21 protein-coding genes are annotated in these 23,453 nt (G+C 67.5%); 4 read left to right on the top strand and 17 right to left on the bottom strand.

All coding sequences use genetic code 11. The features are described from left to right. Positions 1-10: 10 nt before the first annotated feature. The gene (locus CAG11_RS02840; RefSeq protein ID WP_085594493.1) at positions 11-1,252 is read right to left on the bottom strand and encodes a D-amino acid dehydrogenase; all 1,242 of its coding nucleotides are present in this window, start codon (positions 1,250-1,252) and stop codon (positions 11-13) included. Positions 1,253-1,358: 106 nt separating this feature from the next. Here CAG11_RS02840 and CAG11_RS02835 point away from each other — a divergent pair, with 106 nt between their 5' ends. Beyond that, the gene (locus CAG11_RS02835) at positions 1,359-2,273 is read left to right on the top strand and encodes a LysR family transcriptional regulator (RefSeq protein ID WP_085594492.1); all 915 of its coding nucleotides are present in this window, start codon (positions 1,359-1,361) and stop codon (positions 2,271-2,273) included. A gap of 105 nt (positions 2,274-2,378) precedes the next feature. On the opposite strand, the gene CAG11_RS02830 is transcribed toward CAG11_RS02835, so the two are convergent. Next, positions 2,379-2,996 (bottom strand): hemolysin III family protein, encoded by a 618-nt coding sequence (locus CAG11_RS02830; protein WP_031320660.1) that lies wholly within the window; start codon positions 2,994-2,996, stop codon positions 2,379-2,381. Between the two features lie 199 nt (positions 2,997-3,195). Here CAG11_RS02830 and CAG11_RS02825 point away from each other — a divergent pair, with 199 nt between their 5' ends. Then, positions 3,196-4,107: a LysR substrate-binding domain-containing protein gene (locus tag CAG11_RS02825; protein WP_022641595.1), complete on the top strand. Its 912-nt coding sequence runs from the start codon at positions 3,196-3,198 to the stop codon at positions 4,105-4,107. A 55-nt stretch (positions 4,108-4,162) separates the two neighbouring features. Here CAG11_RS02825 and madM read toward each other — a convergent pair whose 3' ends face one another. The 9 genes from madM to mdcA all read right to left on the bottom strand — a co-directional run bounded on the left by madM (position 4,163) and on the right by mdcA (position 11,447). Next, positions 4,163-4,927, bottom strand: coding sequence for a malonate transporter subunit MadM (gene madM, locus CAG11_RS02820; RefSeq protein ID WP_022641596.1), 765 nt, complete (start codon positions 4,925-4,927; stop codon positions 4,163-4,165). 1 nt (position 4,928) lies between these two features. Continuing rightward, positions 4,929-5,336, bottom strand: a complete 408-nt coding sequence (madL, locus tag CAG11_RS02815; RefSeq protein WP_085594489.1) for a malonate transporter subunit MadL — start codon at positions 5,334-5,336, stop codon at positions 4,929-4,931. Positions 5,337-5,403: 67 nt separating this feature from the next. Beyond that, entirely contained in the window at positions 5,404-6,339 is a 936-nt protein-coding gene (mdcH, locus tag CAG11_RS02810) for a malonate decarboxylase subunit epsilon (RefSeq protein ID WP_085594487.1), read from the bottom strand. Next, the gene (locus CAG11_RS02805; RefSeq protein ID WP_085594621.1) at positions 6,336-6,962 is read right to left on the bottom strand and encodes a malonate decarboxylase holo-ACP synthase; all 627 of its coding nucleotides are present in this window, start codon (positions 6,960-6,962) and stop codon (positions 6,336-6,338) included. Before CAG11_RS02805 ends, mdcH begins: the two co-directional genes overlap by 4 nt. After that, the gene (mdcE, locus tag CAG11_RS02800; RefSeq protein WP_085594485.1) at positions 6,959-7,762 is read right to left on the bottom strand and encodes a biotin-independent malonate decarboxylase subunit gamma; all 804 of its coding nucleotides are present in this window, start codon (positions 7,760-7,762) and stop codon (positions 6,959-6,961) included. Before mdcE ends, CAG11_RS02805 begins: the two co-directional genes overlap by 4 nt. Beyond that, the gene (locus CAG11_RS02795; protein ID WP_085594483.1) at positions 7,759-8,610 is read right to left on the bottom strand and encodes a biotin-independent malonate decarboxylase subunit beta; all 852 of its coding nucleotides are present in this window, start codon (positions 8,608-8,610) and stop codon (positions 7,759-7,761) included. The genes mdcE and CAG11_RS02795 overlap by 4 nt, the downstream gene beginning before the upstream one ends. After that, complete coding sequence (locus CAG11_RS02790) at positions 8,603-8,902, bottom strand: malonate decarboxylase subunit delta (protein ID WP_022641603.1); 300 nt, start codon at positions 8,900-8,902, stop codon at positions 8,603-8,605. The genes CAG11_RS02795 and CAG11_RS02790 overlap by 8 nt, the downstream gene beginning before the upstream one ends. Continuing rightward, the gene (locus CAG11_RS02785) at positions 8,902-9,771 is read right to left on the bottom strand and encodes a triphosphoribosyl-dephospho-CoA synthase (RefSeq protein WP_085594481.1); all 870 of its coding nucleotides are present in this window, start codon (positions 9,769-9,771) and stop codon (positions 8,902-8,904) included. The genes CAG11_RS02790 and CAG11_RS02785 overlap by 1 nt, the downstream gene beginning before the upstream one ends. Then, positions 9,771-11,447, bottom strand: a complete 1,677-nt coding sequence (mdcA, locus tag CAG11_RS02780; RefSeq protein WP_085594478.1) for a malonate decarboxylase subunit alpha — start codon at positions 11,445-11,447, stop codon at positions 9,771-9,773. The genes CAG11_RS02785 and mdcA overlap by 1 nt, the downstream gene beginning before the upstream one ends. Before the next feature lie 246 nt (positions 11,448-11,693). Here mdcA and CAG11_RS02775 point away from each other — a divergent pair, with 246 nt between their 5' ends. Continuing rightward, positions 11,694-12,260 (top strand): NADAR family protein, encoded by a 567-nt coding sequence (locus CAG11_RS02775; RefSeq protein ID WP_085594476.1) that lies wholly within the window; start codon positions 11,694-11,696, stop codon positions 12,258-12,260. On the opposite strand, the gene CAG11_RS02770 is transcribed toward CAG11_RS02775, so the two are convergent. From CAG11_RS02770 to pilG, 6 genes are all read right to left on the bottom strand, one after another. Beyond that, positions 12,257-12,715, bottom strand: coding sequence for a chemotaxis protein CheW (locus tag CAG11_RS02770; protein WP_022641607.1), 459 nt, complete (start codon positions 12,713-12,715; stop codon positions 12,257-12,259). The genes CAG11_RS02775 and CAG11_RS02770 overlap by 4 nt on opposite strands. Next, a complete protein-coding gene (locus tag CAG11_RS02765) occupies positions 12,708-18,587 on the bottom strand; it encodes an Hpt domain-containing protein (RefSeq protein ID WP_085594474.1) in 5,880 nt (1,959 codons plus the stop codon). The genes CAG11_RS02770 and CAG11_RS02765 overlap by 8 nt, the downstream gene beginning before the upstream one ends. 28 nt (positions 18,588-18,615) lie before the next feature. Then, complete coding sequence (locus CAG11_RS02760) at positions 18,616-20,679, bottom strand: methyl-accepting chemotaxis protein (protein WP_053133969.1); 2,064 nt, start codon at positions 20,677-20,679, stop codon at positions 18,616-18,618. A gap of 131 nt (positions 20,680-20,810) precedes the next feature. Beyond that, the gene (locus CAG11_RS02755; protein ID WP_085594472.1) at positions 20,811-21,350 is read right to left on the bottom strand and encodes a chemotaxis protein CheW; all 540 of its coding nucleotides are present in this window, start codon (positions 21,348-21,350) and stop codon (positions 20,811-20,813) included. A gap of 11 nt (positions 21,351-21,361) precedes the next feature. Then, a complete protein-coding gene (pilH, locus tag CAG11_RS02750) occupies positions 21,362-21,727 on the bottom strand; it encodes a twitching motility response regulator PilH (protein ID WP_022641611.1) in 366 nt (121 codons plus the stop codon). Between the two features lie 57 nt (positions 21,728-21,784). Next, positions 21,785-22,189, bottom strand: a complete 405-nt coding sequence (gene pilG, locus CAG11_RS02745; RefSeq protein WP_022641612.1) for a twitching motility response regulator PilG — start codon at positions 22,187-22,189, stop codon at positions 21,785-21,787. 292 nt (positions 22,190-22,481) lie between these two features. On the opposite strand from pilG, the gene gshB reads away from it, so the two are divergent. After that, a complete protein-coding gene (gshB, locus tag CAG11_RS02740) occupies positions 22,482-23,453 on the top strand; it encodes a glutathione synthase (protein WP_053133966.1) in 972 nt (323 codons plus the stop codon).

Raw genomic sequence — 23,453 nt, 5'->3', positions numbered from 1 at the left:
TGGTGATGACTCAGGCGGCGCGTGGCGCCAGGCCCTGCATGTCGATACTGGTGGGACGCTGGCCGATCAGTTCGCCCAGCAACTGGCCGCTGCCACAGGCCAGGGTGAAACCCAGCGCGCCATGGCCGAGGTTGAGCCACAGGTTGCGGTAGGCGGTGCCTCCCACCAGCGGCACGCCGCTGGGGGTCGCCGGGCGCATGCCAGCCCATTCCACGGCGGCCTGGTAATCGCCGGCATGGGCGAAGGTCTGCGCCGCCTGGCGCCGCAGCAGGCCCAGGCGCCCGGGGTCCGGGGCCGGGTCGAAGCCGACGATATCGACCATGGCCGCCACCCGTAGCTGTTGGCCGATCCGCGCGTAGACGATCTTGCGGTTGTAGTCGGTGATGCTGATTTCCGGCGCTCGGTGCTGCGGGCCGATGGGCGCGCTGAGGCTGTAGCCCTTGAGCGGGTACAGCGGCAACTTGAGCCCGGGCAGCTGCAACTCGGGGCTGCGGTGCCCGGCAGCCAGCACCAGGTGGTCCACCGCCAGCTGGCGCTCGCCCAGGTCGATGGCCTGTACCTGGGCGCCCTGGTGCCGGATGCCGCGCACTCGCTGCCCGAGGAGGATCTCGCAACGCCCGGACGCCTGCAGGCGCGCCGCCAGCTGCTGGCAGAAGGCATGACAGTCGGCCACCTCTTCGTCCGGGGTATAGATGCCACCGATGAAGGGCGCATCGCCCAGGGCCGGCTCCAGGCTGGCGCATTCGGCCCCCGTCAGCACCTGCTGCTGGCGCGGGTCGGACAGGTTGTGCCGGGCGTGCTCGAAACTGCCGGCGTCACGGAAGGTCACCAGCTTGCCGTTGCGCCGCCAGTCGAAGTCCGTCAGGCCGTCGGCTTCGCGCCAGGTCTTGAGGGTCTCCTGGCTGAGCAGCGCCAGGCGCAGCAAATGGGCGCCATTGCGCTGGTTCACCGAGTGCCGGCAAGCCCCCAGGAACCCCGCCAGCCAGCGCCACTGCGCCGGGTCCAGGCGTGGCCGCAGGCGCAGCGGCGAATCGCCCTTGAGCATCCAGCCCAGGGCCTGCCAGGGCACGCCGGCATCGGCCAGCGGCGCCACGTAGCGATAGGACAGCTGGCCGCCGTTGGCGAAGCTGGTCTGGCTGCCCAGGCTGTCCTGGGCTTCCACCAGGGTCACCTCCAGGCCCTGGCGGACCAGGGCATAGGCGCTGGCCAGGCCGATGACGCCACCACCGATGATGCAAACCCGCTGACCCATGACTGCCCCTGAGCTGATGTTCGATGGCCCAAGGTTAGGGGCAGGTGACAGGCGCCGGACAATGAATAAAGATGGACCACCCATAAACAAAGGTTATGGACTTGCCATGCGCCTTCGCCATATCGAGATCTTCCAGGCTATCCGCCAGACCGGCTCCATCAGCGGTGCCGCGCAACTGCTGCACGTCTCGCAGCCGGCGGTGACCAAGATATTGCAGCACGCCGAGCTGCAGCTGGGTTTCCCGCTGTTCCTGCGGGTACGCGGCAAGCTGCAACCGACCCCGGAAGCCCTGGAGCTGGAACGGGAAGTGGACAAGGTCAGCGAGAGTCTGCAGGGCGTGCGGCGCCTGGCCCAGAACCTGCGCCGGGCGCCGGGCCACAGCCTGCGCATCGGCGCCACCCCGGCCCTGGCCCTGGCCTTGCTGCCGCCGGCCATCAGCGAATGGACCCGGCGCTACCCGGACAGCCTCTGCGAGCTGTCCAGCGCCCACAGCCGCGAACTGGTGCAGAACCTGCTGATGCGCGAAATCGATGTGGCCCTGACCCTGCAACGGCCGGATCACCCCGGCCTGAACGACCAGGCCCTGGCCCAGGGCGTGCTGGTGGCCCTGGCCCCACGCGGCTATTGGCCCGATGGCAGCCTGGGCCAGCCCCTGGCGCTGCAAGAGCTGGCGGACGCACCGCTGATCGGCCTGAGCAGCGCCGACCCGCTATCGGCCCGGCTCGATGGTTATCTCAAGGCCGTGGAACCACCGCCACGGGTGAGCATCGCGGTGCAGACCTACTCCCTGGCCCGGGCCATGGTGGAATCCGGCGCCGGCCTGGCGCTGATCGATCCTTTCACCGCCCTGGGCGCCTCCTCGGCCAGCACCGCGATCCGCCCCCTGAGCCCGTCGCTGCCCATCACCCTGTATGCCGTGAGCCGGGCCGCCGAACCGCCGCCCCATACCTTGAGCAGCTTGCTGGAGATCTTTGGCGGGCAGGCCCAGGAGCAACTGGATCGGTTGATGGCCGCCGACTGAGGCGGCCGGTCAGGACCTCATCGCAAGCCAGCTTCGCTCCCACACAGGGATCACCGTACCTGCAGGAACAAGGCTACCCGCGCGGAACGATGAGGCGCGCGCCGATCACAACACATAGAACAGGATGGCGACGAAGTGCAGCAGGCTGCCGGCGATGACGAACAGGTGCCAGATGCCGTGGGCGTGGCGCAGGCGGTTGTCGAGCGCGAAGAAGATGATCCCCACGGTGTACAGCACCCCGCCCGCCGCCAGCCAGGTGAAACCCGCCGGTCCCAGGGCCGCCAGCAGCGGCTTGACCGCCACCAGCACGATCCAGCCCATCACCGCGTAGATCACGATGGACAGGACCCGCGCTTCGGAGCGCGGCTTGATCTCCTGCAGGATGCCGATCAAGGCCAGGCCCCAGACGATGCCGAACAGGGTCCAGCCCCAGGGCCCGCGCAAGGTCACCAGGCAGAACGGCGTATAGCTGCCGGCGATCAGCAGGTAGATCGAGAAGTGATCGACCTTCTGCATGATGTTCTTCGCCCGCCCGCGCACGCTGTGGTAGACCGTGGACACGCTATAGAGCACCAGTAAGGTGAAGGCATAGATCGCCACCCCGACGATCTTCCACGGGCTGCCGTCGAGGCTGGCCAGCACCACCAGCCAGATACCGCCGATAAACGCCGCGACCGCCCCCAAGAGGTGGGTCCAGGCGTTGAGTCTTTCTCCGTGATACATCGATCAGTCACCCTGAAAACATCCACAACCATTCCAGCAGACCCTATGCGGGCCGCTGCGTTCGACCGCAAGGCCAGCGACGGGCCCGCGCCGCAGTGTGCAAGCGCAATATGTCCATTGGGGCGCGCCGCTGAAAAAACCAGCGGTCACATGACGACTCATCGGGCATCATCGGACCCTCGCCACCAGAGTCCGGACCATGCTCATCGACGAAGAGTTGACCCTCAAGAAACTCGAAGTGTTTCTGGCCTTCATGCGCACCGGCAACCTGGCTCGCGCCGCCAGCGAACTGCAGACCAGCAATGTCAGCGTGCACCGGGCCATCCACTCCCTGGAAAACGCCCTGCGCTGCCCGCTGTTCAAGCACGAGGGACGCAACCTGACTCCGCTGGAAAGCGCCTACGTGCTGGAAGAGCGAGCGCAGAAGCTGGTGCAGGATGTGGTCGAGAGCGTGCGCCTGACCCGTGAAGCCGCTGGCTTCTCGGCAGAACGTTTCAAGCTCGGCGCACTTTATTCCCTGACCGTGAAAACCGTGCCGCAACTGATCATGGGCCTGAAGCTGCGGCGCAGCGAGCTGAATATCGACCTGATCCTGGGCTCCAACATCGACCTGTTATACAAGCTCAAGAACATGGAAGTGGATGCGATCCTGGTATCCCTGGACGACAGCGTCAGCGATCCGGACTGCGAACAGCTGCCGTTGTTCTCCGACGATATCTTCCTCGCCACCCCGGCCGACTCGCCCTTCGCCCAAGAGCGCGAAGTGGACCTGGCGGCTGTGCGCGACGCCACGTTCATCACCCTGACCCAGGGTTTCGCCACCCACCAGGACGGCGTGCGGGTGTTCAAGCAGGCGGGGTTCGAGCCGAAGGTGGCGATGCAGGTCAACGATATCTTCACCCTGCTGAGCATGGTCAGCTCAGGGGTGGGTTATGCGCTGCTGCCGGGCAGGATCGCCGCGGTCTACGAGAACCGCGTGAAGCTGATACCGCTGCAGGCGCGCTACCGCCTGCAGCAACATATCGGCGTGGTATTCCTCAGGGCCAAGGAGCGCGACCCGAACCTGCTGGCGCTGCTGGCCGAATGCCGGATGTATTCGCGGGGGTCATGAGACGCAATCGCGGGCAAGCGGCGATCCAACTTGCCCGCGATGACGCCAGGTCAGATCAGCCCACCAGCCCGCGCACGATGAAAAACAGCAACGACGGCCCCAGCAGGCACCCCAACCCGGTGTGGAAGGTCGCCGTCAGCGCCCCATAGGGCACCAGGCGCCGATCGGTGGCCGCAAGCCCGGCGGTGACCCCACTGACGGTCCCGGCCAAGCCACCGAACACCATGGCCGAACGCGGGTTGTCCAGGCCCATCCAGCGGGCCGCCATGGGCGTGCCCACCATCACCAGGATCGCCTTGATCAGGCCGGTGGCGATCGACAGCGCCACCACATCGGAGCTGGCGCCGATAGCCGCGCCGGTCACCGGGCCGACGATGTAGGTCACGGCGCCGGCACCGATGGTGGTCATGCTCACCGCATCGCGATAGCCAAAGCTCCAGGCGATGCTCGCCCCGACGATGAACGGCAGCACCGTGCCCAGCAGCAGCGCCACCGCGCCGATCAACCCGGCCTTGCGGGCCTCGGTGGCCTGGACTTCGAAGGCCGTGGCGACGATGGCGAAATCCCGCAGCATGGCGCCGCCCATCAGGCCGATGCCGGAAAACAGCGCCAGGTCCGCCAGGCCTTTCTGGCCGCCGGTCAGGGTGCCGCCGACCCAGGCCAGGGCCAGGCCAATCACGATGGCGATGGCCGATCCATGCACGCGACCGAAGGTCAGGTGCCGGGACAGCAGCACCGAGACCCACATGATCACGCCAACGAAGGCGAAGGCGGTGACCAGGCCGTTGTGCTCCAGGCCTTTCTCGATCAAGTCCCACATTTCAGCGCCCTCCCGCCGGTGCGGCTTCGATGCCCGATTCCTGCGGTAGCGGATCGCCCTTGTGGGTCCGGCTGATCAGGGCGATGGTGCAGCCGCACACCAGCACCGAGCCGATGGCCGCCAGCACCGCCACCGGTCCGCCATGCAGCGCGGTGACCACGTTCTGCTGGGCAGCCATGGCCACCACCACCGGGATGTACAGGGCGCCCCAGAAGCCGACGCCCATTTCACAGTCCTTGGTCATGCCGCCATGGCGCTGCATCCACAAGCGCGCGCAGATCAGCAGGATCATGGCGATGCCGACCCCGCCGACGTTGGACTTCACCCCCAGCAACACGCCGAGCATGTCGCCGATAATCACTCCCGCCAGCGTGCAGATCGCCAGCAATGCCACACCATAGATAATCATTGTCGTTGTCCTCGCAGTGCATCGTCGAAGTTGTTGTTCTTGTGCTTCGCCAGCCTGGGTCGCGGTTCTATCGGTCGCGGCGGCCCTCCTGGCGCAATAGCGCCTGCAAGGTGTCCGGGCGGGCGCCATCGAAGGCGATCACCGAGCCCTGCTCGAACACCCGGCGCGCCAAGCCGCTGAGCACCGCCCCGGGCGGCAGTTCGATCTGCAACCGTACGCCGCGCTCATAGGCGCCCTGCACGGTGCCGCGCCAATCCACCAGCCGGCACATGTTGAAGGCCAGGTCGTCGCGCAATTGCTCCACCGTGCGCAATGGCCGCGCGCGGCTACCGCTCAGGTACCCCAGCCGGGGCGGCTCCATCGGCACCCTGGCGAACGCCTCGGCCAGCCGCTGGGCCGGCTGCTCCAGCAATGGGCAATGGGACGGCACGCTGACCGCCAGGCGCCTGGCCACCCCGGCGCCACATGCCCGGGCCAGTTCGGCCACGGCCTGCATCGCCGCCTCGCTGCCGGCGATCACCACCTGGGTGTCGGCGTTGATATTGGCCAGGTACACCGGCGATTCGCGGCCATGGACCCGGGCCAGCAACGCCTCCACCGTGCCCTGGTCCAGGCCCATCAGCGCGGTCATGCCGTAGCCCTGTGGATAAGCCTGCTGCATCAGCTCCCCGCGCAAGCTCACCAGGCGCAGGGCATCGGCGAAATCCAGGGCCCCGGCCACCACCGCCGCCGGATAGGCGCCGATGGACAGGCCCGCTACGTAGTCCACCGGACAATCCGCGTGCAACAGGGTCCGGGCACAGGCCACCCCGGCAATCAGCAGGCACAGCTGCACCGCCCGGGTCCCGGCCAGGGCCTGGGGCGAGTCCAGGCCCAGTACGTCCTGCCCCAGCACATCGCTGGCCTCGCGCAGGCAGGCCACGACTTCCGGCCGCTCGGGCAGTCGCTGGAGCATCCCCGGCTGCTGCGCCCCCTGGCCCGGGAATACCAGCAAGCTGCTCATGCCGCCAACTCCCCTGAGCACCAGGGATCGCGCACCAGCCGCGCTCCGCTAGCGCTCTTGAGCAGTACCCGCGAGGCGCTCCCGGCCCACTCACGCAAGGCCAGGCCCCCGGCCGGCAGTTGCAATTGCAGGTCGACCTGGCACACGGCGCCATCGAGCAGTGCCAGCAGCTCCCGGGCCTGGGCCCGGGACAGCGGCTCAGGCGCCCGGAGAATCAAGTCCAGGTCGCTGCCTTGGTGCAATGCACCAACTCCGCTGGCCAGCTCGAAGCCGGCGCTGCCGCCCACGCCCCAGGCCAGCCCCAGGGCGTCCAGCGGGCCACGCAACTGGTCCAGGGCCTGGAGCGCTGGCCAGGCACGGCTCGACGGCACGTGGCGCAACGCCTCCGGGCTGGTTCCGCGCTGCACCGCGTCCAGCGCCAGCAACGCCGGGTAGCGCTGCTCCCGGGACGGGCCACGCAGCCCCACGGCGATCGAACCGGCAGCGCTCACTGCCCGACGCACCACCACCGGCTGCCCCTGCTCCAGCACCTGCCGCGCCCACTCCGGCGCATCGGCCGCCAGTTGCCCGGGCTCCATGCCCCACAGCAGGTCATGGGGCAGCCAGGGGGAGCAAGCGCTCACCATTGCTCCCGCAGCAGTTGGCGGACCCGGCTCGAGGCCTCACGGTTCGCCGCCCCCAGGCGCCCCTCAAGCCCAACGCCACCAGCCCGTACATCGGCAATGGCCTGCAGCAGGCACCCGCTGACCTGGTCCAGGTCCTGGGGGGTCGGTTGTTCGATGCGCTCCACCGGCAGGGTTTTCCACAAGAGGCCCAGGCCGGCATAGCTGTCGATGTCGTAGGCCATGGGCGGCACGCTGGCAGCCAGGGCTTCCAGCTCCTCGACGCTGCGCAGGGTGACCCGCGCCGCCGAGGCCTTGCCCATGGCGTGCACCATCACGCCCGGGTCGCGCAGGGCGATCAGCCGGTTGGCCTGGTAGCCGTGGGCCAGGAACGCTCCGGACATGGCCTTGCCCACCAGCAAGCCGATCACCGGATGCCCCGCCAGGCGGGCCCGGGCGTAGCTGTCGGCAGCGCCGGCCAGGGCCTGGTGGATGCCCAGGGCTTCTTCGCGCCGGCCATAGGCCTGGCTCGGCACATCGACAATGGCGATCAGTGCTCGCTTGCGGGGCCGATCGCGGTCGGCCTCGATCACTTCATCCACCGCTTTGGCCAGGCCCCAGCCCTCCAGCAGGCCGACCTCGCCCTGGCGGGCGCGGGGAAAACGATTCTCCGGGTCGGCCACCACAGCGATAAAACGAGCCGATTGCCCCGCCAGTTCACCGTCGGCCACCCGCAGCGACGGCGGCAGGCCGGCCACCGAAGCGGCGCCGCCAACCAGGGCGTTGAACCAGTTCAGGCCCCGCAAAGAACTTGCACTCATGAGCGGTCTCCTTGATACAGATCGCGAACCGTTGCCGCATCGATTTGCGCCGCCGTGTCCAGGCGGGCCAGACATTGCAGATAGTGTTCGGCCTGGTGGCTGCGTTGCCGCTCGGGCAGGCCGAGGGCCAGCAATTCGCGAACCTGGGCCTGGATCTGCGCCACGTCATCGGCCACATAGCGATCCACCAGGCCGCTGGCGAAACGCTGCTCACCGCCGGTCAGGCTCCAGATGAAAGGCCGGTCGCGGGAGTCGTACTCCTCGATCCCGGCTTCCTGCTCGATCACCTGCGGCCCGTTCAGGCCCAGCCGCGCTTCTTGGGTCACCAGCAGGGAGCTGCACAGGCCGGCGGCGATCGACATGCCACCGAAGCAGCCAACGCTGCCAGCCACTACGCCGATCACGGGTTGGTATTGGCGCAGGTCGACGATCGCGGCATGGATATCGGCGATCGCCGCCAACCCCAGGTTGGCCTCCTGCAACCGCACGCCGCCGGTTTCCAGCAGCAACACGGCGCGGGTGGCGATGCCCTGGCGGTTGTCCTCGGCCGCCAGCTCAAGGGCACCGGCGATCTTCGCCCCGCCCACCTCGCCGAGGCTGCCGCCCTGGAATGCGCCTTCGATGGCGGCGATCACCACCGGCAACCCGGCGATGCTGCCCTTGGCGATCACCACCCCATCATCGGCCTGGGGCACCACGCCCTGGCGCGGCAGCCAGGGCGACATGACGCGCTGGAAAGGGTCGAGCAGTTCGCGAAAGGTGCCGGCGTCCAGCAACGCCCGCGCCCGCTGCCGGGCTCCCAGTTCGACGAAGCTGTGCTGGTCGAGCAAGCGTGCGCTGTCAGTCATGGGCGATTTCCTCCAGGCCCTGTTCAAGGCGTAGGCGCACCACCCCCGGGGTGGCGCCGAAGTCATGGATGTCGATCAGCAGCGCCGGTGGCGTCTGTCCGGCGAACATGCGTTGGAACAGGTGCTGCCAGCGTGCGGCGCTGCCGTTGACCGAGGTCTGGACCTGGATCTTCAAGGTGCCGGCCGGCGCCGGTTCCAGCAGTACTTCGAGGTCGCCGGAACCGACACAGCCCACCAGCGCACGGCCGCGGCCAGAAGGGCCGGCGGGAAATTCAAAGGACAAGGTTTCCATCAGTTCGCTCCCTGGTCGGCGGCGGCCTCGATCCGGTCGAGCAGCAAGCAGGCGGCCAGCAGGTCGGCGGCGCCACCGGGCGAGGCATTCAAGGTCAGAAGTTGCAGGTCCAGCTGGTGCAGGCGCCGGCGTCCGGCGAGGCTGGCGCTGCCACCGGCCTCCAGCACCGCCCGGGCGCCATCCTGCATGGCCCGCAGGCCCGCTTCGCCCGCGCGGTAGAGCACGCAGGTGTCGGCCAGCCGGGTCATGATCGCGAGCAGCGCATCGAGCCGGGCGTTCTGCTCGCCATGGCCCCGGGCACGACTGCGCCGCAACTGCGGCAGGCCCCATTGCAGCACCGCAGGAAAGCCCTGCTGGGCCTCTTCCCGGGCGCCGCCTACGCCGTAGCGCTGCGCCACCTGGGCACCATGGCTCAAGGGCCGTGGCGCATGCCGGTCTTCCAGCAGCGCCAGGCGCGCGGCGCGCCAGGCGACGCTGCCGGCCGCCCTGGAGCCAGGTTCCAGGGCGGCGGCGGCCACCAGCAGGCCCAGGGCCCAGATCGCCCCGCGATGGGTGTTGACCCCGCCGGTGGTGACCAGCATCGCCCGCTCGCCTTCGCGACCGCTGCGCCCCAAGGCTTCGCGCAGCGGCAAGTCGATACGGGCGAGTTGTTGCGCGGCCTCGGCCATATCCTTGAAGGCCGGCCACAGGCTCAGGGCCGAGGCGTGCATCAGGCCCAGGTGCAGGTCACTGTGGGCACCACTGCCACGGCGGTCCACCAGGGCCGGCTTGGGCGAGAGGTCGGCCTCGTCGATCAGCGCGTCCACCGCCAGGTCCGCCAGGCGCTCGGCCAGCCCCAGGGGTCGGGATTGCAGGTTGAATGCGTGCATTACCAGCTCCTGAACTTGGCAGGTGGGTGATACAGGCCGCCAGACCACTGCACCAGGTCGGCGATGCTCTTGGCCGCCAGCAACTCGCGGCTGGCGTCGGTGCGGCGAATGCCCAGGTCCTCGGGCAAGGCGACCAGGCCCTCGCGGCGCATGCGCTGGGTGTCCCTGGGGTCATGCCGCAGGCCGATGGCGGTGACTCCGGCCACGGCGGCGATCATCGCCCGGCGCTCCTCCAGGGTGCGGGCCTTGTACAGGTAGGCGATGCCTTCTTCGGTGAGCAGGTGGGTGACGTCGTCGCCATAGATCATGATCGGCGCCAGGGGCATGCCGCTTTTCTTCGCCACGTCCACCGCGTCCAGGGTGTCGACGAAGGTCGGTTTGCCGCCCTCCTGGAAGGTCTCGACCATCTGCACCACCAGCTTCTTGCCCCGCTCCAGCAGGGCCTGCGGCGCCGCGCCCTGGTCCAGGCGCATGTCCAGCCAGGCCGGGGTGCCATGGCGGCGGCCCCGGGGATCGTGGCCCATGTTCGGCGCTCCGCCGAAACCGGCCAGGCGGCCACGGGTCACGGTGGAGGAATGGCCGTCGCCATCCACCTGCAAGGTGGCGCCGATGAACAGGTCCACCGCGTATTGCCCGGCCAGCTGGCAGAACATCCGGTTGGAGCGCAGGGAGCCGTCGCGGCCGGTGAAGAACACATCGGGACGGGCGGCGATGTAGTTTTCCATGCCCAGTTCGGTGCCGAAGCAGTGCACGCTGTCCACCCAGCCGCTTTCGATGGCCGGGATCAGGGTGGGATGGGGATTGAGGGTCCAGTTGCGGCAGATCTTGCCCTTGAGCCCCAGGGACTCGCCGTAGGTGGGCAGGATCAGCTCGATGGCCGCGGTATTGAAGCCGATGCCGTGGTTCAGCGATTGCACGTTGTGCTTCTCGTAGATGCCACGGATCGCCATCATCGCCATCAGCACGTGCACCGGCTTGATGTGCCGGGGATCGCGGGTGAACAGCGGCTCGATGTAGAACGGCTGGTCGGCCACCACCACGAAGTCCACCCAGGAGGCCGGGATATCCACCCGGGGCAACTCGCTGACGTCGTCCACCAGCTGGTTGACCTGGACGATGACGATGCCATCGCTGAAGGCCGCTGGCTCCACCAGCGCCGGGGTGTCCTCGGTGCTCGGGCCGGTGTAGATGTTGCCGGCGCGATCGGCCATGAAACCGGCGCACAGCACCACGTTGGGCGTCAGATCCACCACCAGCCGGGCATAGAGTTCGATGTAGGTATGGATGGCGCCGACCTCCAGCAGCCCGTCTTCGAGCAACTGGCTGATGCGCAGGCTCTGGGTGCCGGCGAAGGAGAAGTCGAGCTTGCGGGCGATACCGCGTTCGAACAGGTCCAGGTGTTCGGCGCGGCCGACGCTGGGCATGATCATGTGCAGGTCGTGGAGCCTGGCCGGATCGACCTTGGCCAGGGACCGGGAGAGGAAGTCCGCCTGCTTCTGGTTGTTGCCCTCCAGCACCACCCGGTCGCCGGGCAGGATCAGCGCCTCCAGCGCCGCGACGATCTTGTCGGTCGGCAACACCACGCCATCGGCGATGGCCCGCACCTGCTCGAGGCGGCGCTGCTTCTCGCTGCGCCGCCGCGACCAGCGCGGGTCGGGAGATAGTGTCGTTGTCATGCTCGCTCCACAGGTTCGCTGTCGTGGCAGCCACCATAGGAGCGAAGCCCGGCGGGCATCAATCAAGCTCGGCGTGGGAAAGTTACGCCAAGCGTAACGATTCGCCGGCCTGTTCCAGGTCCGGTGCGTTACTGGCGCGACTTAACAATCTTCATACCACCCGGCGATGGCATCCCTCCTGGCACCCGGTACACAATGCCCGTCGGATTGGCCGCTCAATGGCCGGAACACATGATGAGAGTCAGCATGGACACACCGATTCGCTCCAACCAGGACTTGCTGGAGCAACTACAACGCGGCCTCAAGCCCGACTACCTGATGTTCTGGGGCCACCAGCCGCCCCGGGACGGACGGGTTTCCCAGAGCTGCTTCAGCCAGTGGTTCGACGCCGGCTTCGAGGTCGAAGGCGTCCACTACCCCACCGCCGAACACTTCATGATGGCCGGCAAGGCGCTGCTGTTCGAAGATCACCAAACCCATGCCCGCATCCTCCAGGCCGGCCCTCCCGCCTATGCCAAGCACCTGGGTCGTGAAGTGCGCGATTTCGACGACGCCCGCTGGCAGGCCGCCCGCTTCGACATCGTGGTCCAGGGCAACCTGGCCAAGTTCAGCCAGCACCCCGAGCTGGGGCACTTCCTGCGGTGCACCCGCCACAAGGTGCTGGTGGAAGCCAGCCCGGTGGACCGGGTCTGGGGCATCGGCCTGGCAGCCGACGACGCCAAGGCCGAGCGCCCGGAACAGTGGCGCGGGCTCAACCTGCTGGGTTATGCCCTGATGGAAGTTCGCGACCGCCTGCTGGCGGCCGAGGCCTAAGGCGCCAGCCCGGCCTCCACCAGCAGTTCCTCGAGGGCCGGCAGGTCCGGCACCCTGGCCACCTGCTCGGCGACCTGCACCGCGGCTTTCTCCAGGGAGGCCAGGGGCACGTCGACATAGCTCAGCTGGCTGTCGAGCTTGCAGGAGCGCGGGATGCCCTGCACCAGCAAGGCGATGAACTTCAGCTCCGGGCGCCCGCCCAGGGCATTGAGCACGACGATTCGCGCTCGCTCGCCGATCACCGTGGGGTTGCCACAGGCCGCCTCGAAGCTGACCAGCGCGATCTGCCGGTCGCGCCACAGCACTCGCCCCAGGTACCAGGGTGGCGAATCCAGGTCGAAGCGTCCCTGCTGGTAGTCGATCAGCTCGGCCACCGCCACGTTGGGCAGGATCAGGGTGCGGTCGGCCAGGGGCAGCAATAACCCGGTGAGGGTGCTGGCGCGATGGTCAAGCATGGTTCTTGCTCCACAGGGCGATGCTTTCCAGCAGCACCGACTCTTGATAGGGCTTGCCGAGGTAGTCGTTGACGCCGATGGCCATGGCCCGGTCGCGGTGTTTCTGGCCGGTGCGCGAGGTGATCATGATGATCGGCAAGTGCTGCAGGCGCGGATCGTTGCGCACCTGGATCGCCACTTCGAAGCCATCCATGCGCGGCATCTCGATATCCAGCAGCATCAGGTCCGGGGTGTGCTCGGCCAGCAAGGCCATGGCGTCGACCCCATCCTTGGCGGTCAGCACGCTCATGCCATGGCGCTCCAGCAGGCGGCTGGTGACCTTGCGCACGGTCACCGAGTCGTCCACCACCAGCACCAGCATCGGCCGGGGCGGCTGCGCCTCGCCGGCACCATCACCGCCAGGCGCCCGGGGCTGCGGCGGCTGGTCCTGGCGGGCGCGGATATGGGCCAGCAGGTCGAGGATCAGCACCACCCGGCCATCGCCGAGGATAGTCGCCCCGGACAGCCCCTGGACCGCGGCGAACTGCGGTCCCAGGCTCTTGACCACGATTTCCCGGGTACCGAAGGTGGCATCCACCTGCACCGCGATCAGCTGTTCGTTGCATTGCACCAGCAACACCGGCAGCGCCTGGACCTGGCCCAGCAGCTTGGGCCGCGGCACGGTGTGCAGCAGTTCGCCCAGGTAGCACAGCTGGTAGCACTGGCCGGCGTATTCGTAGCGCGGCGGGTCGAGCTGGTAATAGGCGTCCAGTTCTCCCGGCATGACCCGCACGATGCCGTCCACGGTGTTGAGCGGGATCGCGTATTGCTCCTCGCCGCACTGGACCATCAGCGCCCGGTTGACCGAAACGGTGAACGGCAGGCGGATGCGAAAGTGCACGCCCTTGCCGGCTATCGAGTCGATGCTCATGCTGCCGCCCAGCTGGCGCACTTCCTCGTGGACCACGTCCATGCCCACGCCACGCCCGGAGATCTGGGTGATCTTCTCGGCGGTGGAAAACCCCGGCTGCATGATGAACTGCAGCACCTCGCGGTCGCTGACCTGCGCCTGCGGGTCCAGCAGGCCACGCTTGATGGCCTTCTTGCGCACGGCCTCCAGGGGTACGCCGGCGCCGTCGTCACGCATGTCGAAGACGATATCGCCGCCCTCGCGGGACAGGTCCAGGGTGATCCGCCCCTGCTCCGGCTTGCCCGCCGCGCGCCGCGCCAGGGCGGACTCCAGGCCGTGGTCGACGGCGTTGCGCAGCATGTGCTCGAGGGGCGCGACCATGCGCTCCAGGACATTGCGATCCATTTCGCCTTCGGCGTTGCCGACCACGAACTCCACATCCTTGCCCAGCTCTTCGGCCACCTGGCGCACGATACGCCGCAAGCGCGGCACCATGCGTTCGAACGGCACCATGCGGGTACGCATCAGGCCTTCTTGCAACTCGGTGTTGATGCGTCCCTGTTGTTGCAGCAGGTCGGCAGCATCATGGTTGCGCCGGTCGAGGGTGTCCTTGAGGTCCAGCAGGTCCGAGGCCGACTCGAACAAGGCCCGGGATAGCTGTTGCAGCTGGGAATGGCGGTCCATCTCCAGCGGGTCGAATTCTTCGTAGCCCAGGCGCTCGGCCTCCACCTGCTGGCGGCTGAGGATCCGGCCCTGGGTCTCGGTATCCAGGCGGCGCAACTGGTCGCGGATCCGCTCGATGGTGGTTTCCATCTCGGTCAGCGCCACCCGGGCGTCGTTGACCTGTTGTTCGATGCGGCCGCGAAAGATCGAGGTCTCCCCCGCCAGGTTCACCAGGTCATCCAGCAGCTCCGCCGAGACCTTGACCATGTCGGCCCCGGCCGCCACCTCCGGCTGCGGCGCGACCGGCTCGGGTTTGCCGGGCGGCGCGGCCAGCTCCGGGGTCGAGGTCGCCGGCACCCGGGGATGGCTCAGGTCGTGGATGGCATCGATGAGCTTGCGAGCGGCCTCGATCGGTTGCCCGGCCCGGGCGGCGTCGAGCATCTGGGCCAGGCGGTCGTGGCTCTTCTGCAACAGGGTGAAGAGTACCGGGCTGGGTTGCAGCAAGCCGGCAGACAAGCCTTCGAAGAGAAACTCCAGCTCGTGGGCCAGGTCGCCGATGGCGCTGATCTCCACCATCCGCGCGCCGCCCTTGAGGGTGTGCAGGTCGCGCAGCAGGGTCTCCACCTCCTGGCGGGACTGGGGGTCGGCCTGCCAGCGGCTCAGGGCGGCGGCGGAACTGTCGATGATGTCGAAGCCTTCCTCGAGGAAGATTTCCAGCAGCTCCGGGTCCTGGGCCGAGTGATCCGCCTCCTCGCTCTCGGCCACGCTCTCGCCAGGGCCACTGGCCTGCTGCCGATAGCTGCGCAGCGCCTCGACCTGGGCCCGGGAGTCGTCCAGCGGTCGCTGGCCCTGCAGCTGCTGGAGCAGTACCGCCAGTTGCTCATGGCTGCCACGCAGCAGCAGGCCCAGGGGCTGGCCATGGCTGTAGCGACGATCCACCAAGCCTTCGTACAGCGACTCCAGCTCCTGGGCCAGTTCCGCCACCGGCGCCACCTCGGCCATCCGCGCACCGCCCTTGAGGGTGTGCATGTCCCGTTGCAGGGAAGACAGCGGCGCGCCGTTTTCCGGATCGGACAGCCAGCGTTGCAGGGCCTGGTCGGCGCTGTCGAGGATGTCCACCGCTTCCTCGAGGAAGATTTCCACCAGCTCGTCATCGGCTTCCTGCGACGCCTGTTGCGCAAGGCCCGCGGTAGCAGCGCCCAGCTCGCTGATGCTCAGGGCCCGGCTGCCATCGCTCTTGACCAAGCCGGTGGCGGACGGATCCAGGCTTTCGTCCAGCAGCGCACGCAAGGCCCGGAGCCGCTCGGGCTGCGGGCTGACTTCCTGGCCCGCGGCCAGTTCGTCGAGCATGTTGATCAGCGCCTCATGGGCGCCCTGGGCCTCGTGGAAAAAGCGCTCGCTGACCGCCAGGCTGCTTTCTTCCACCGCGCCGTACAGGTCGAGCAAGGCTTCGCACAGTTCATCGACCGGCTGCAGGTCGGCCAGGTGCGCGCCTTCGCCCAGGGTGGTCAGCTCATCCAGCAGGTCGTTGAGTTCCTGGCGCTCGCCGGGATGTTGTTGCCAGCGCAACAACAGGGTTTCGGCATCCAGCAGGATGTCCATGCCCTGGGCCAGGAAGTCGTTGATCAGTTGCGGGTCGCGCTTGGCCCGCAGCGCGCTGTCCGGAGCATCGAGCAGGGCTTCCAGGCGTTCGCCGAGCAGGGCCAGGGCCCGTCCGGCCAGGGCCCGGGCGCCGTCGATGGGCGCCAGCGGCGTGCTGTCCAGTTGGCGCAGGCCCTTGCGCAGCAAGCCCTCGGCCTCCAGCAGCAGCTCTACCTCGTCCAGGTCCAGGGGTATCAGGTGGGCTCGATACTCCCGCGCCAGCTGGTCGAAAGGGCCGGCCAGCTCGGCGATCGGCCACACGCCGGCCATCGAGGCGCTGCCCTTGAGGGTGTGCAAGGCCCGTTGCAGGGCATCGCTGGCCTGCAACGGCAATTGTTCGGCGGCCTGGTCGAGGAAACGGTTGACGCTGTCCAGGTGGGTCTGGGCCTCGGCACGGAAGATCTCCAGCAACTGCGGGTCCAGGGCATCGTCGCGCGGCGCCGTGGGCGTGGCGCCGCTGGCCAGGGCATGGGCCCGGGCCGCCAGGCGGTCGACATCGTCACGCTGGCGCTGGGCATGGGCGGCGTACTCGGCGATCAGCTCCGGCAGCAGGCCCAGGGTATCGCCCACCAGCTGGCGCACCTGGACACTGGGTTCCACGCTGTGCTCCAGCACCCGGTTGAGCAGGTTCTCCACCGCCCAGGCCAGCTCACCCAGCACCAGGGCCCGGACCATCCGCCCGCTGCCCTTGAGGGTATGGAAGGCCCGGCGCAACTCGCTCAGGGCGGACCGGCCCTGGGGATCGACCTCCCAGCGCGGCAGGTACTCGCGGAGCATCTCCAGCACTTCCTCGGTTTCCTCGAGGAAGACTTCGCGCAGCTCGTCGTCCACCGGCGCCTCGCCCGCCGGCGGCGGCAGCAGGCTGCCCGGGGTGCTCAGGGCCGGCGGATTGAGAAGCGAAACCGGCGCGGCAAGGGCGTCGGCCAGGGACTGCGCGACCTGGGGATCGTCCGCCAGCGTCAGCGCCTGCTCTTCGTGCGCCGGCAACGGTGCCTGGACCTGAGGCGCATACCCCAGGGCCAAGAGCCCCTGCTGGGCGATGTCGAGGATCTTTTCCCCCGGTGCCTCAGGGTCTTCGTTCAAGCGTTCCAGGTAGTAGTCCAGGCTGGCGATCACGTCCGCCAGGTGATCCAGCTGCTGCCAGTCCGGCAGGGCCCTGGCCGTCAGCAGCCGCTCGCCGACAAAAGCATTGCAGGCCTGCAGCAGCCCCGCCGCCCGGGGCAAGGGGATCATCGCCAGGGCTCCGCGCACCTGGGTCAGTAGCTCGGGCAGGGCCAACAATGGCTCATGCTCCCAATCGGCCTCGATGGACTCGAGCAACAGTTCCTTGGCCTGTTGCAGGCAGGCCCGCGACTCCTTGATCACCAGTTGGTGGATCTGGGTCAGGTCGGTGGTGGGCAGGCGGCTTTCCTCGCGGCTCTCCGGCTCCACGGTGCCGGCCATGCCTGCCAGGGTAGCCTCGACGTACAGCAGCGCCCCGGCCACGTCCATCAGCACCGCGTCGTCGGGGGCGCGCTGGCCCTGGGCCAGGCTCTGGATCACCGCCAACTGGTCGATGATCACCTTGCGCGGCTGGCCGAAACCCAGCACTGCCAGGGTGTCGGCGATCTGCCGCAGGGGCGCGAGCAGGCCATCCAGGTCATCGGCATGCTGGCGGTCGCTGCGCACGAACAGGTCCAGGCGTTCCTTGACCCGCACCAGGCCGTCGCACACTGCGGTCAGCACCGAGCGCAGGGCATCGCGGTCGGGGCCGGCCATGCGCGCCCGCTCTTCATCGACCACTGCGCTGTCGGGCAATGCATCGTCCAGTCCGTAACGTTCTTTCATGGTCAGCATCAATGGGGTGGGATGGCGCGCCTTGGCGATATAGAACAGCAGGCTCTTGAGCAGCTCCTCGGGGGCGGCCCGGTTGAGCCCGGGCATACCCTGCTCTTGCAGGCGCTTGAGTTCCTTGTCGGCATCCTTGAGCAGGCTGCGCACCGCCGGGCTGTTGGCAACCACGCCCTGGCGCATGCCTTCCACCAGCGCCGAGGCGATATGCCACAAGGGGGCCAGCGGCGCATCCTGGCACAGGGCTTCCAGGCGCTCGAAGACCTTGGCCATGTGCCCGAGGCTGATTTCGTCATCCTGCTCGCGCAGCAGGTCCACCAGGGCGGTTTGCAGCATATGCCGCAACTTGCGCAACTGGGTCGCCAGTTCCTGGGGCTCCAGCGCCGCCAGGGCCTTGTCGCTCAGCGGCGGCAGGCTGGGCAACTGCGGGCTGAACAGGCTGGTTTCCGAGAGCAAGCTCTCGCCACGGGCACTGCGCAGGTCGTTGAGCAATGGCAGCACCACCAGTGGCAGGTCGCGACGCGCGCTCTGCACCCGGTCCAGGTACTGCGGCAACTGGCCAATGGCCTGGCGCAACAGGCGCAGGGCTTCGTCGCGCTGGGCCACGCGCTCCTGCTGCAGGGCCAGGGCGAGCTTTTCCATCTCTTCGGCCAGCAGCGCCGCGCCGTAGAACTCCGCCATCTGCAAGCTGCCGTGGACCTGATGGATGCCTTCCAGGCAATGCTCGAGAGCATCTGGCGCCCGGGGATCCTCGGCCAGATGCTCCAGCGCCTGATACGCCAGCTTCAGGGTTTCGGCAATTGCGCCCTTGACCCATTCCAGGGCCACGTAGTCGTGCCGATCAACCATAACCACTCCAGTCAAAGCCTTGTTTCAGTCAGCGGTTGTCATTGGAGGCAGGCGCCCGGGTCGCCGGCAGGGTGAAGCCGGAAACCGAGCGGCGCAGCTGGCTGGCCATCTTCGCCAGGTTGCCGATGCTTTCGGCGGTCGCCGTGGAGCCGGACGAGGTCTGCGAGGTGATCTGCTGGATCACGTTCATGGTCAGGGAAATCTGCCCGGCCGAGGAAGTCTGCTGCTGGGCCGCGTTGGAGATGCTCTGGATCAGCGCCGCCAGGGTCTTGGATACGCCTTCGATCTCCTCCAGCGCCACTCCGGCATCCTGCGCCAGGCGTGCCCCGCGCACCACTTCGGTGGTGGTCTGCTCCATGGAGATCACCGCTTCGTTGGTATCGGTCTGGATCGCCCGGACCAGGGTCTCGATCTGCCGGGTCGCCGCCGAGGAACGTTCCGCCAGCCGCTGTACCTCGTCGGCCACCACGGCAAAACCGCGACCGGCATCACCGGCCATGGACGCCTGGATGGCCGCATTCAAGGCCAGGATGTTGGTCTGATCGGCAATATCGTCGATCAGGCTGACGATATCGCCGATCTCCTGGGAGGACTCGCCAAGACGCTTGATCCGCTTGGCGGTGTCCTGGATCTGCTCGCGGATGTTGTCCATGCCGTGGATGGTGTTGTGCACCACCTCGTTGCCTTTGTTGGCGATCTCCACCGAACGCTCGGCCACCGCCGAGGATTCGGCGGCGTTGGCCGATACCTGGTCGATGGATTGGGCCATTTCGTTGATCGCCGTGGAGGCTTCGGAAATCTGCTGCGCCTGGTGCTCGGAGGCTTCGGCCAACTGCATGGCGGTGGTCTGGGTTTCCTGCACCGCGCCCGCCACCTGGCCGGCGGTGAGGTTGATGGTGGCCACCAGGTCGCGCAGCTGGTCGACGGAATAGTTGATGGAGTCGGCGATGGTCCCGGTGAAGTCCTCGGTCACCGAGGCGGTCACCGTCAGGTCGCCGTCGGCCAGGTCCTCGATCTCGTCCAGCAGGCGCATGATCGCGTTCTGGTTGCGCTCGTTCTTCTCTGCGGTCTCGCGCAGCTGGCGGTTGGTCTCGCGAACCATCACCAGGCCGATGAGGATGACCGAGGCCAGGGCCAGCAGGCCCAGGACATAACCGCCGATGGTGTCCAGCTTGCGGCTGCCGGCCAGGTTCTCGAAACCGATGGCCAGGCGCGAGGCTTCGTCCAGCAGGGTCTGGGACAGGCTGAAGATATTGCTCGCCGACTCACGCACCTGGAACAGCTCGGGGGAGGTCTCGAGGATTTCGTCCACGGAGCCGGAGACGAACTCGAACAGCTCGGAAATCTCCGTCAGCCGAGCCCTGGCATCAGGGTCCTCGACCTGGCTGATCTTCAATCCCGGGTTGCCTTGCAGCATGCCGTTGAGCACCTGGCCGAAGCGGGCGGCGTCGCGGCCGAAGGCATCGGCGGCCTGCACGGCATTCTCGTCCCCGGCCAGCACGGTGTTGACCGCGCCGAGGATCCGCTCGGCCAGCAACGACTGGCGCTGGGCCATGGCCACCTGGCTGGCCGGGGCGCCGCGCTGGAGGAGGATCTCCACCACCTTCTCGTATTCCACCTGCAACTGCGGCACGGTCTCGGCCAGGGTCGCGGCCACCTGGTGCAACGACAGCACCGTCTGCTCGCTGGCGAGGATCGCGTCGGCGTTCTTCAGCAGCTTTTCCCAGTCCAGCTGCACCGCGTGCATCTCCTGGCGCAGCGCCACCGGGGCGCCCGGCAGGCCGGTGGCCGGGTCGCCCTTCTTCAGGTAACCCCAGCGCTGGGCAAAATCATTGCGTGCATCGCCCAGCAGCTTGAACGCGGCCGCCTTGCCGGCCGCGGCCTCGGTGGCGTTCTTGGCGATGCGCTGGGACAGCACCCGCAGCTCGCCGGCATGGCCGATGTACTGCTTGTCGTAGGTGGCCTGGGTATTGAGGTAGGCGAAGTTGGCGAACAGCAACATGATGAACACGATCAGCGCGATGAACAGCACGATGATCTGCGAGCGGCTGCGGGAGCCTTCCTGGGGCTTGCCGGGTTTGGCTTTGGTCATCGGTCAGGCCTGTGGCGAGCGGGTGTTCCCGCATTCGGTCGCCCGGGACAGCCAGGCGGCGTGGATTGATCCAGGAAGGCCTGGGCCTCCCGTGGTACTGCGAACGGGTAATGCAGGCGCCGGGGCGCCGTTCACGCCGCCACCTCCAGGAATCCCGGCGAGCGAGCCAGGGCGAAGGGGCTGAACACTTGCCAGATCTGCTCGCGGCGAAACTGCCCCTGCAGGTAGGGATTGATCGCGGTGTCGGCAAAATCGCCGACGCCAGGCTCCAGGGTGTCCTGGGCAAAATGCTTGAGGCCCGCCACTTCATCCACCAGAAGGCCGACGAACAGTTCCTTGTATTCCACCACCAGCACCCGCCGCTGCAGGCGCAGGGGCGACAGCTCGTGGCCGAGGAACGCGCACAGGTCAATGATCGGCAGCAGCCGCCCGCGCAGGTTGGCCACGCCCCGGACCCAGGGCTTGACCCCCGGCAACAGGGTATGGCGCGGCTCGTGCAGGACTTCGCTGACCTCGCCCATGGCCGCCACGTACCAGCGGCTGCCCAGGCGAAAACCGATGCCGCTCCAGCTGTGCTGGCGGGTTTCCTGGGATGGCAGGTCGGCGGCCAGCAGGCGGCAGCGCTGGTCGATCTCCAGCAGCAGCTCGAAGGCGGTCCGGGATTCGCTCATGGCGCGGGCGATCAGCCGGCCAGGACGTTGTTCAGGGTCTTGATCAGGGTCTCTTCTTCCACCGGCTTGGTCAGGTAGTCCCTGGCACCCTGGCGGGTGCCCCAGACCTTGTCGGTTTCCTGATCCTTGGTGGTGATGATGATCACCGGGATGTGGCTGGTCTCGGCATCCTTGGTCAACTGGCGGGTGGCCTGGAAGCCGTTGAGGCCAGGCATGACGATGTCCATCAGCACAGCATCGGGCTTCTCTTCCCGGGCCAGGGCCACGCCGTCGGCGCCATTCTCGGCCTTGAGCACTTCGTGGCCGTGCTTCTCCAGCATGCCGGTGAGTTTGTACATTTCGGTCGGCGAGTCATCGACGATCAGGATACGAGCCATGGTCTTCCCCATACGGTATAGGCGCGCGGTCCACTGACCGGGCGCCGCTGTGCGTGTCTACTGTGGCGCAAGCGCGACGAAGTCCGGGACATGGGCCCTGATCGCGCTGAGCAGTTCTTCCTTGCTGAAGGGTTTGGTCAAAAACTGGTCGGAGCCGACGATGCGGCCCTTGGCCTTGTCGAACAGCCCGTCCTTGGAGGACAGCATGATCACGGGAGTGGACTTGAACGCGCTGTTGTTCTTGACCAGCGCACAGGTCTGATAACCGTCGAGGCGCGGCATCATGATGTCGACGAAGATGATCCCGGGGTGGTGGTCGACGATCTTGGCCAGGGCTTCGAAGCCATCCACCGCGGTGATGACCTCGCAGCCGACGTTCTTCAGCAGCATCTCGGCCGTGCGGCGAATCGTCTTCGAGTCGTCGATCACCATCACCTTCAAGGCGTTGGATTGCTGTTCCATGTCTGCTCTACCGTCGCCCCAGCGAATCGATTTGATCGGGTACCGCTGGCCAATGCCCCAAACCCTTGAACTTCAAGGCCCCGGCCCGGCATGCGAGCCTTTTTAGCACACTCTCCCCCCTGCAATCCATGGACTACGCAGGGCTGTGGTTTTTCCTTGACCCAGGTCTCTGTCAGCGCCACTCTGACGCCACTTCCAGGAGCTGTTCCCGTTGCCCGGCAACGCCGGCCCGTCACCGGACAGCGACCGACCCCAGCCTGCTTCCACCCATTTGATTGAAGGAATCCGCCCCATGAGCGTTCGCGTCGGGATTGTCATGGACCCTATCGCCAGCATCTCCTATAAAAAGGACAGCTCGCTGGCCATGTTGCTGGCCGCCCAGGAACGCGGCTGGAGCCTCTTCTATATGGAGCAGCGCGATCTCTACCAGGGCGCCGGCGTGGCCCGGGCCCGCATGCGCCCATTGCAGGTCTTCGCCGACCCACAGAAATGGTTCGCGCTGGAAGACGAGATCGACAGCCCGCTGAGCGACCTGGACGTGATCCTGATGCGCAAGGATCCGCCCTTCGACATGGAGTTCGTCTACTCCACCTACCTGCTGGAGCAGGCCGAGAGCGCCGGCGTGCTGGTGGTCAACAAGCCCCAGAGCCTGCGCGACTGCAATGAAAAGCTGTTCGCCACGCTGTTCCCGCAGTGCACCCCGCCCACGGTGGTCAGCCGCCGCGCCGACGTCCTGCGCGAGTTCGCCGCCCAGCATGGCGACGTGATCCTCAAGCCCCTGGACGGCATGGGCGGCACCTCGATCTTCCGCCACCGCGCGGGCGACCCGAACCTGTCGGTGATCCTGGAGACCCTGACCGTGCTGGGCAGCCAGCAGATCATGGCCCAGGCCTACCTGCCGGCGATCAAGGACGGCGACAAGCGCATCCTGATGATCGACGGCGAGCCGGTACCCTATTGCCTGGCGCGGATTCCGGCTGCCGGCGAAACCCGGGGCAACCTGGCCGCCGGCGGTCGTGGCGAAGCCCGCCCGCTGAGCGACAAGGATCGCTGGATCGCCGCCCAGGTCGGCCCGACCCTGCGGGCCAAGGGCTTGCTGTTCGTCGGCCTCGACGTGATCGGCGAGCACCTGACGGAAATCAACGTCACCAGCCCGACCTGCATCCGCGAAATCGACAACGCCTTCGGCACCAACATCGGCGCGATGCTGATGGATGCCATCGAGCAGAAACTGCAAGCCGCAAGCAACAAGCCACAAGCTTGA

Source organism: Pseudomonas sp. B6(2017) (assembly GCF_002112765.1).
In the GTDB taxonomy this organism is placed as follows: domain Bacteria; phylum Pseudomonadota; class Gammaproteobacteria; order Pseudomonadales; family Pseudomonadaceae; genus Aquipseudomonas; species Aquipseudomonas piscis.
Note: the sequence above shows the minus strand (reverse complement) of the source record. Positions and strands in the feature narration are given on the sequence as shown.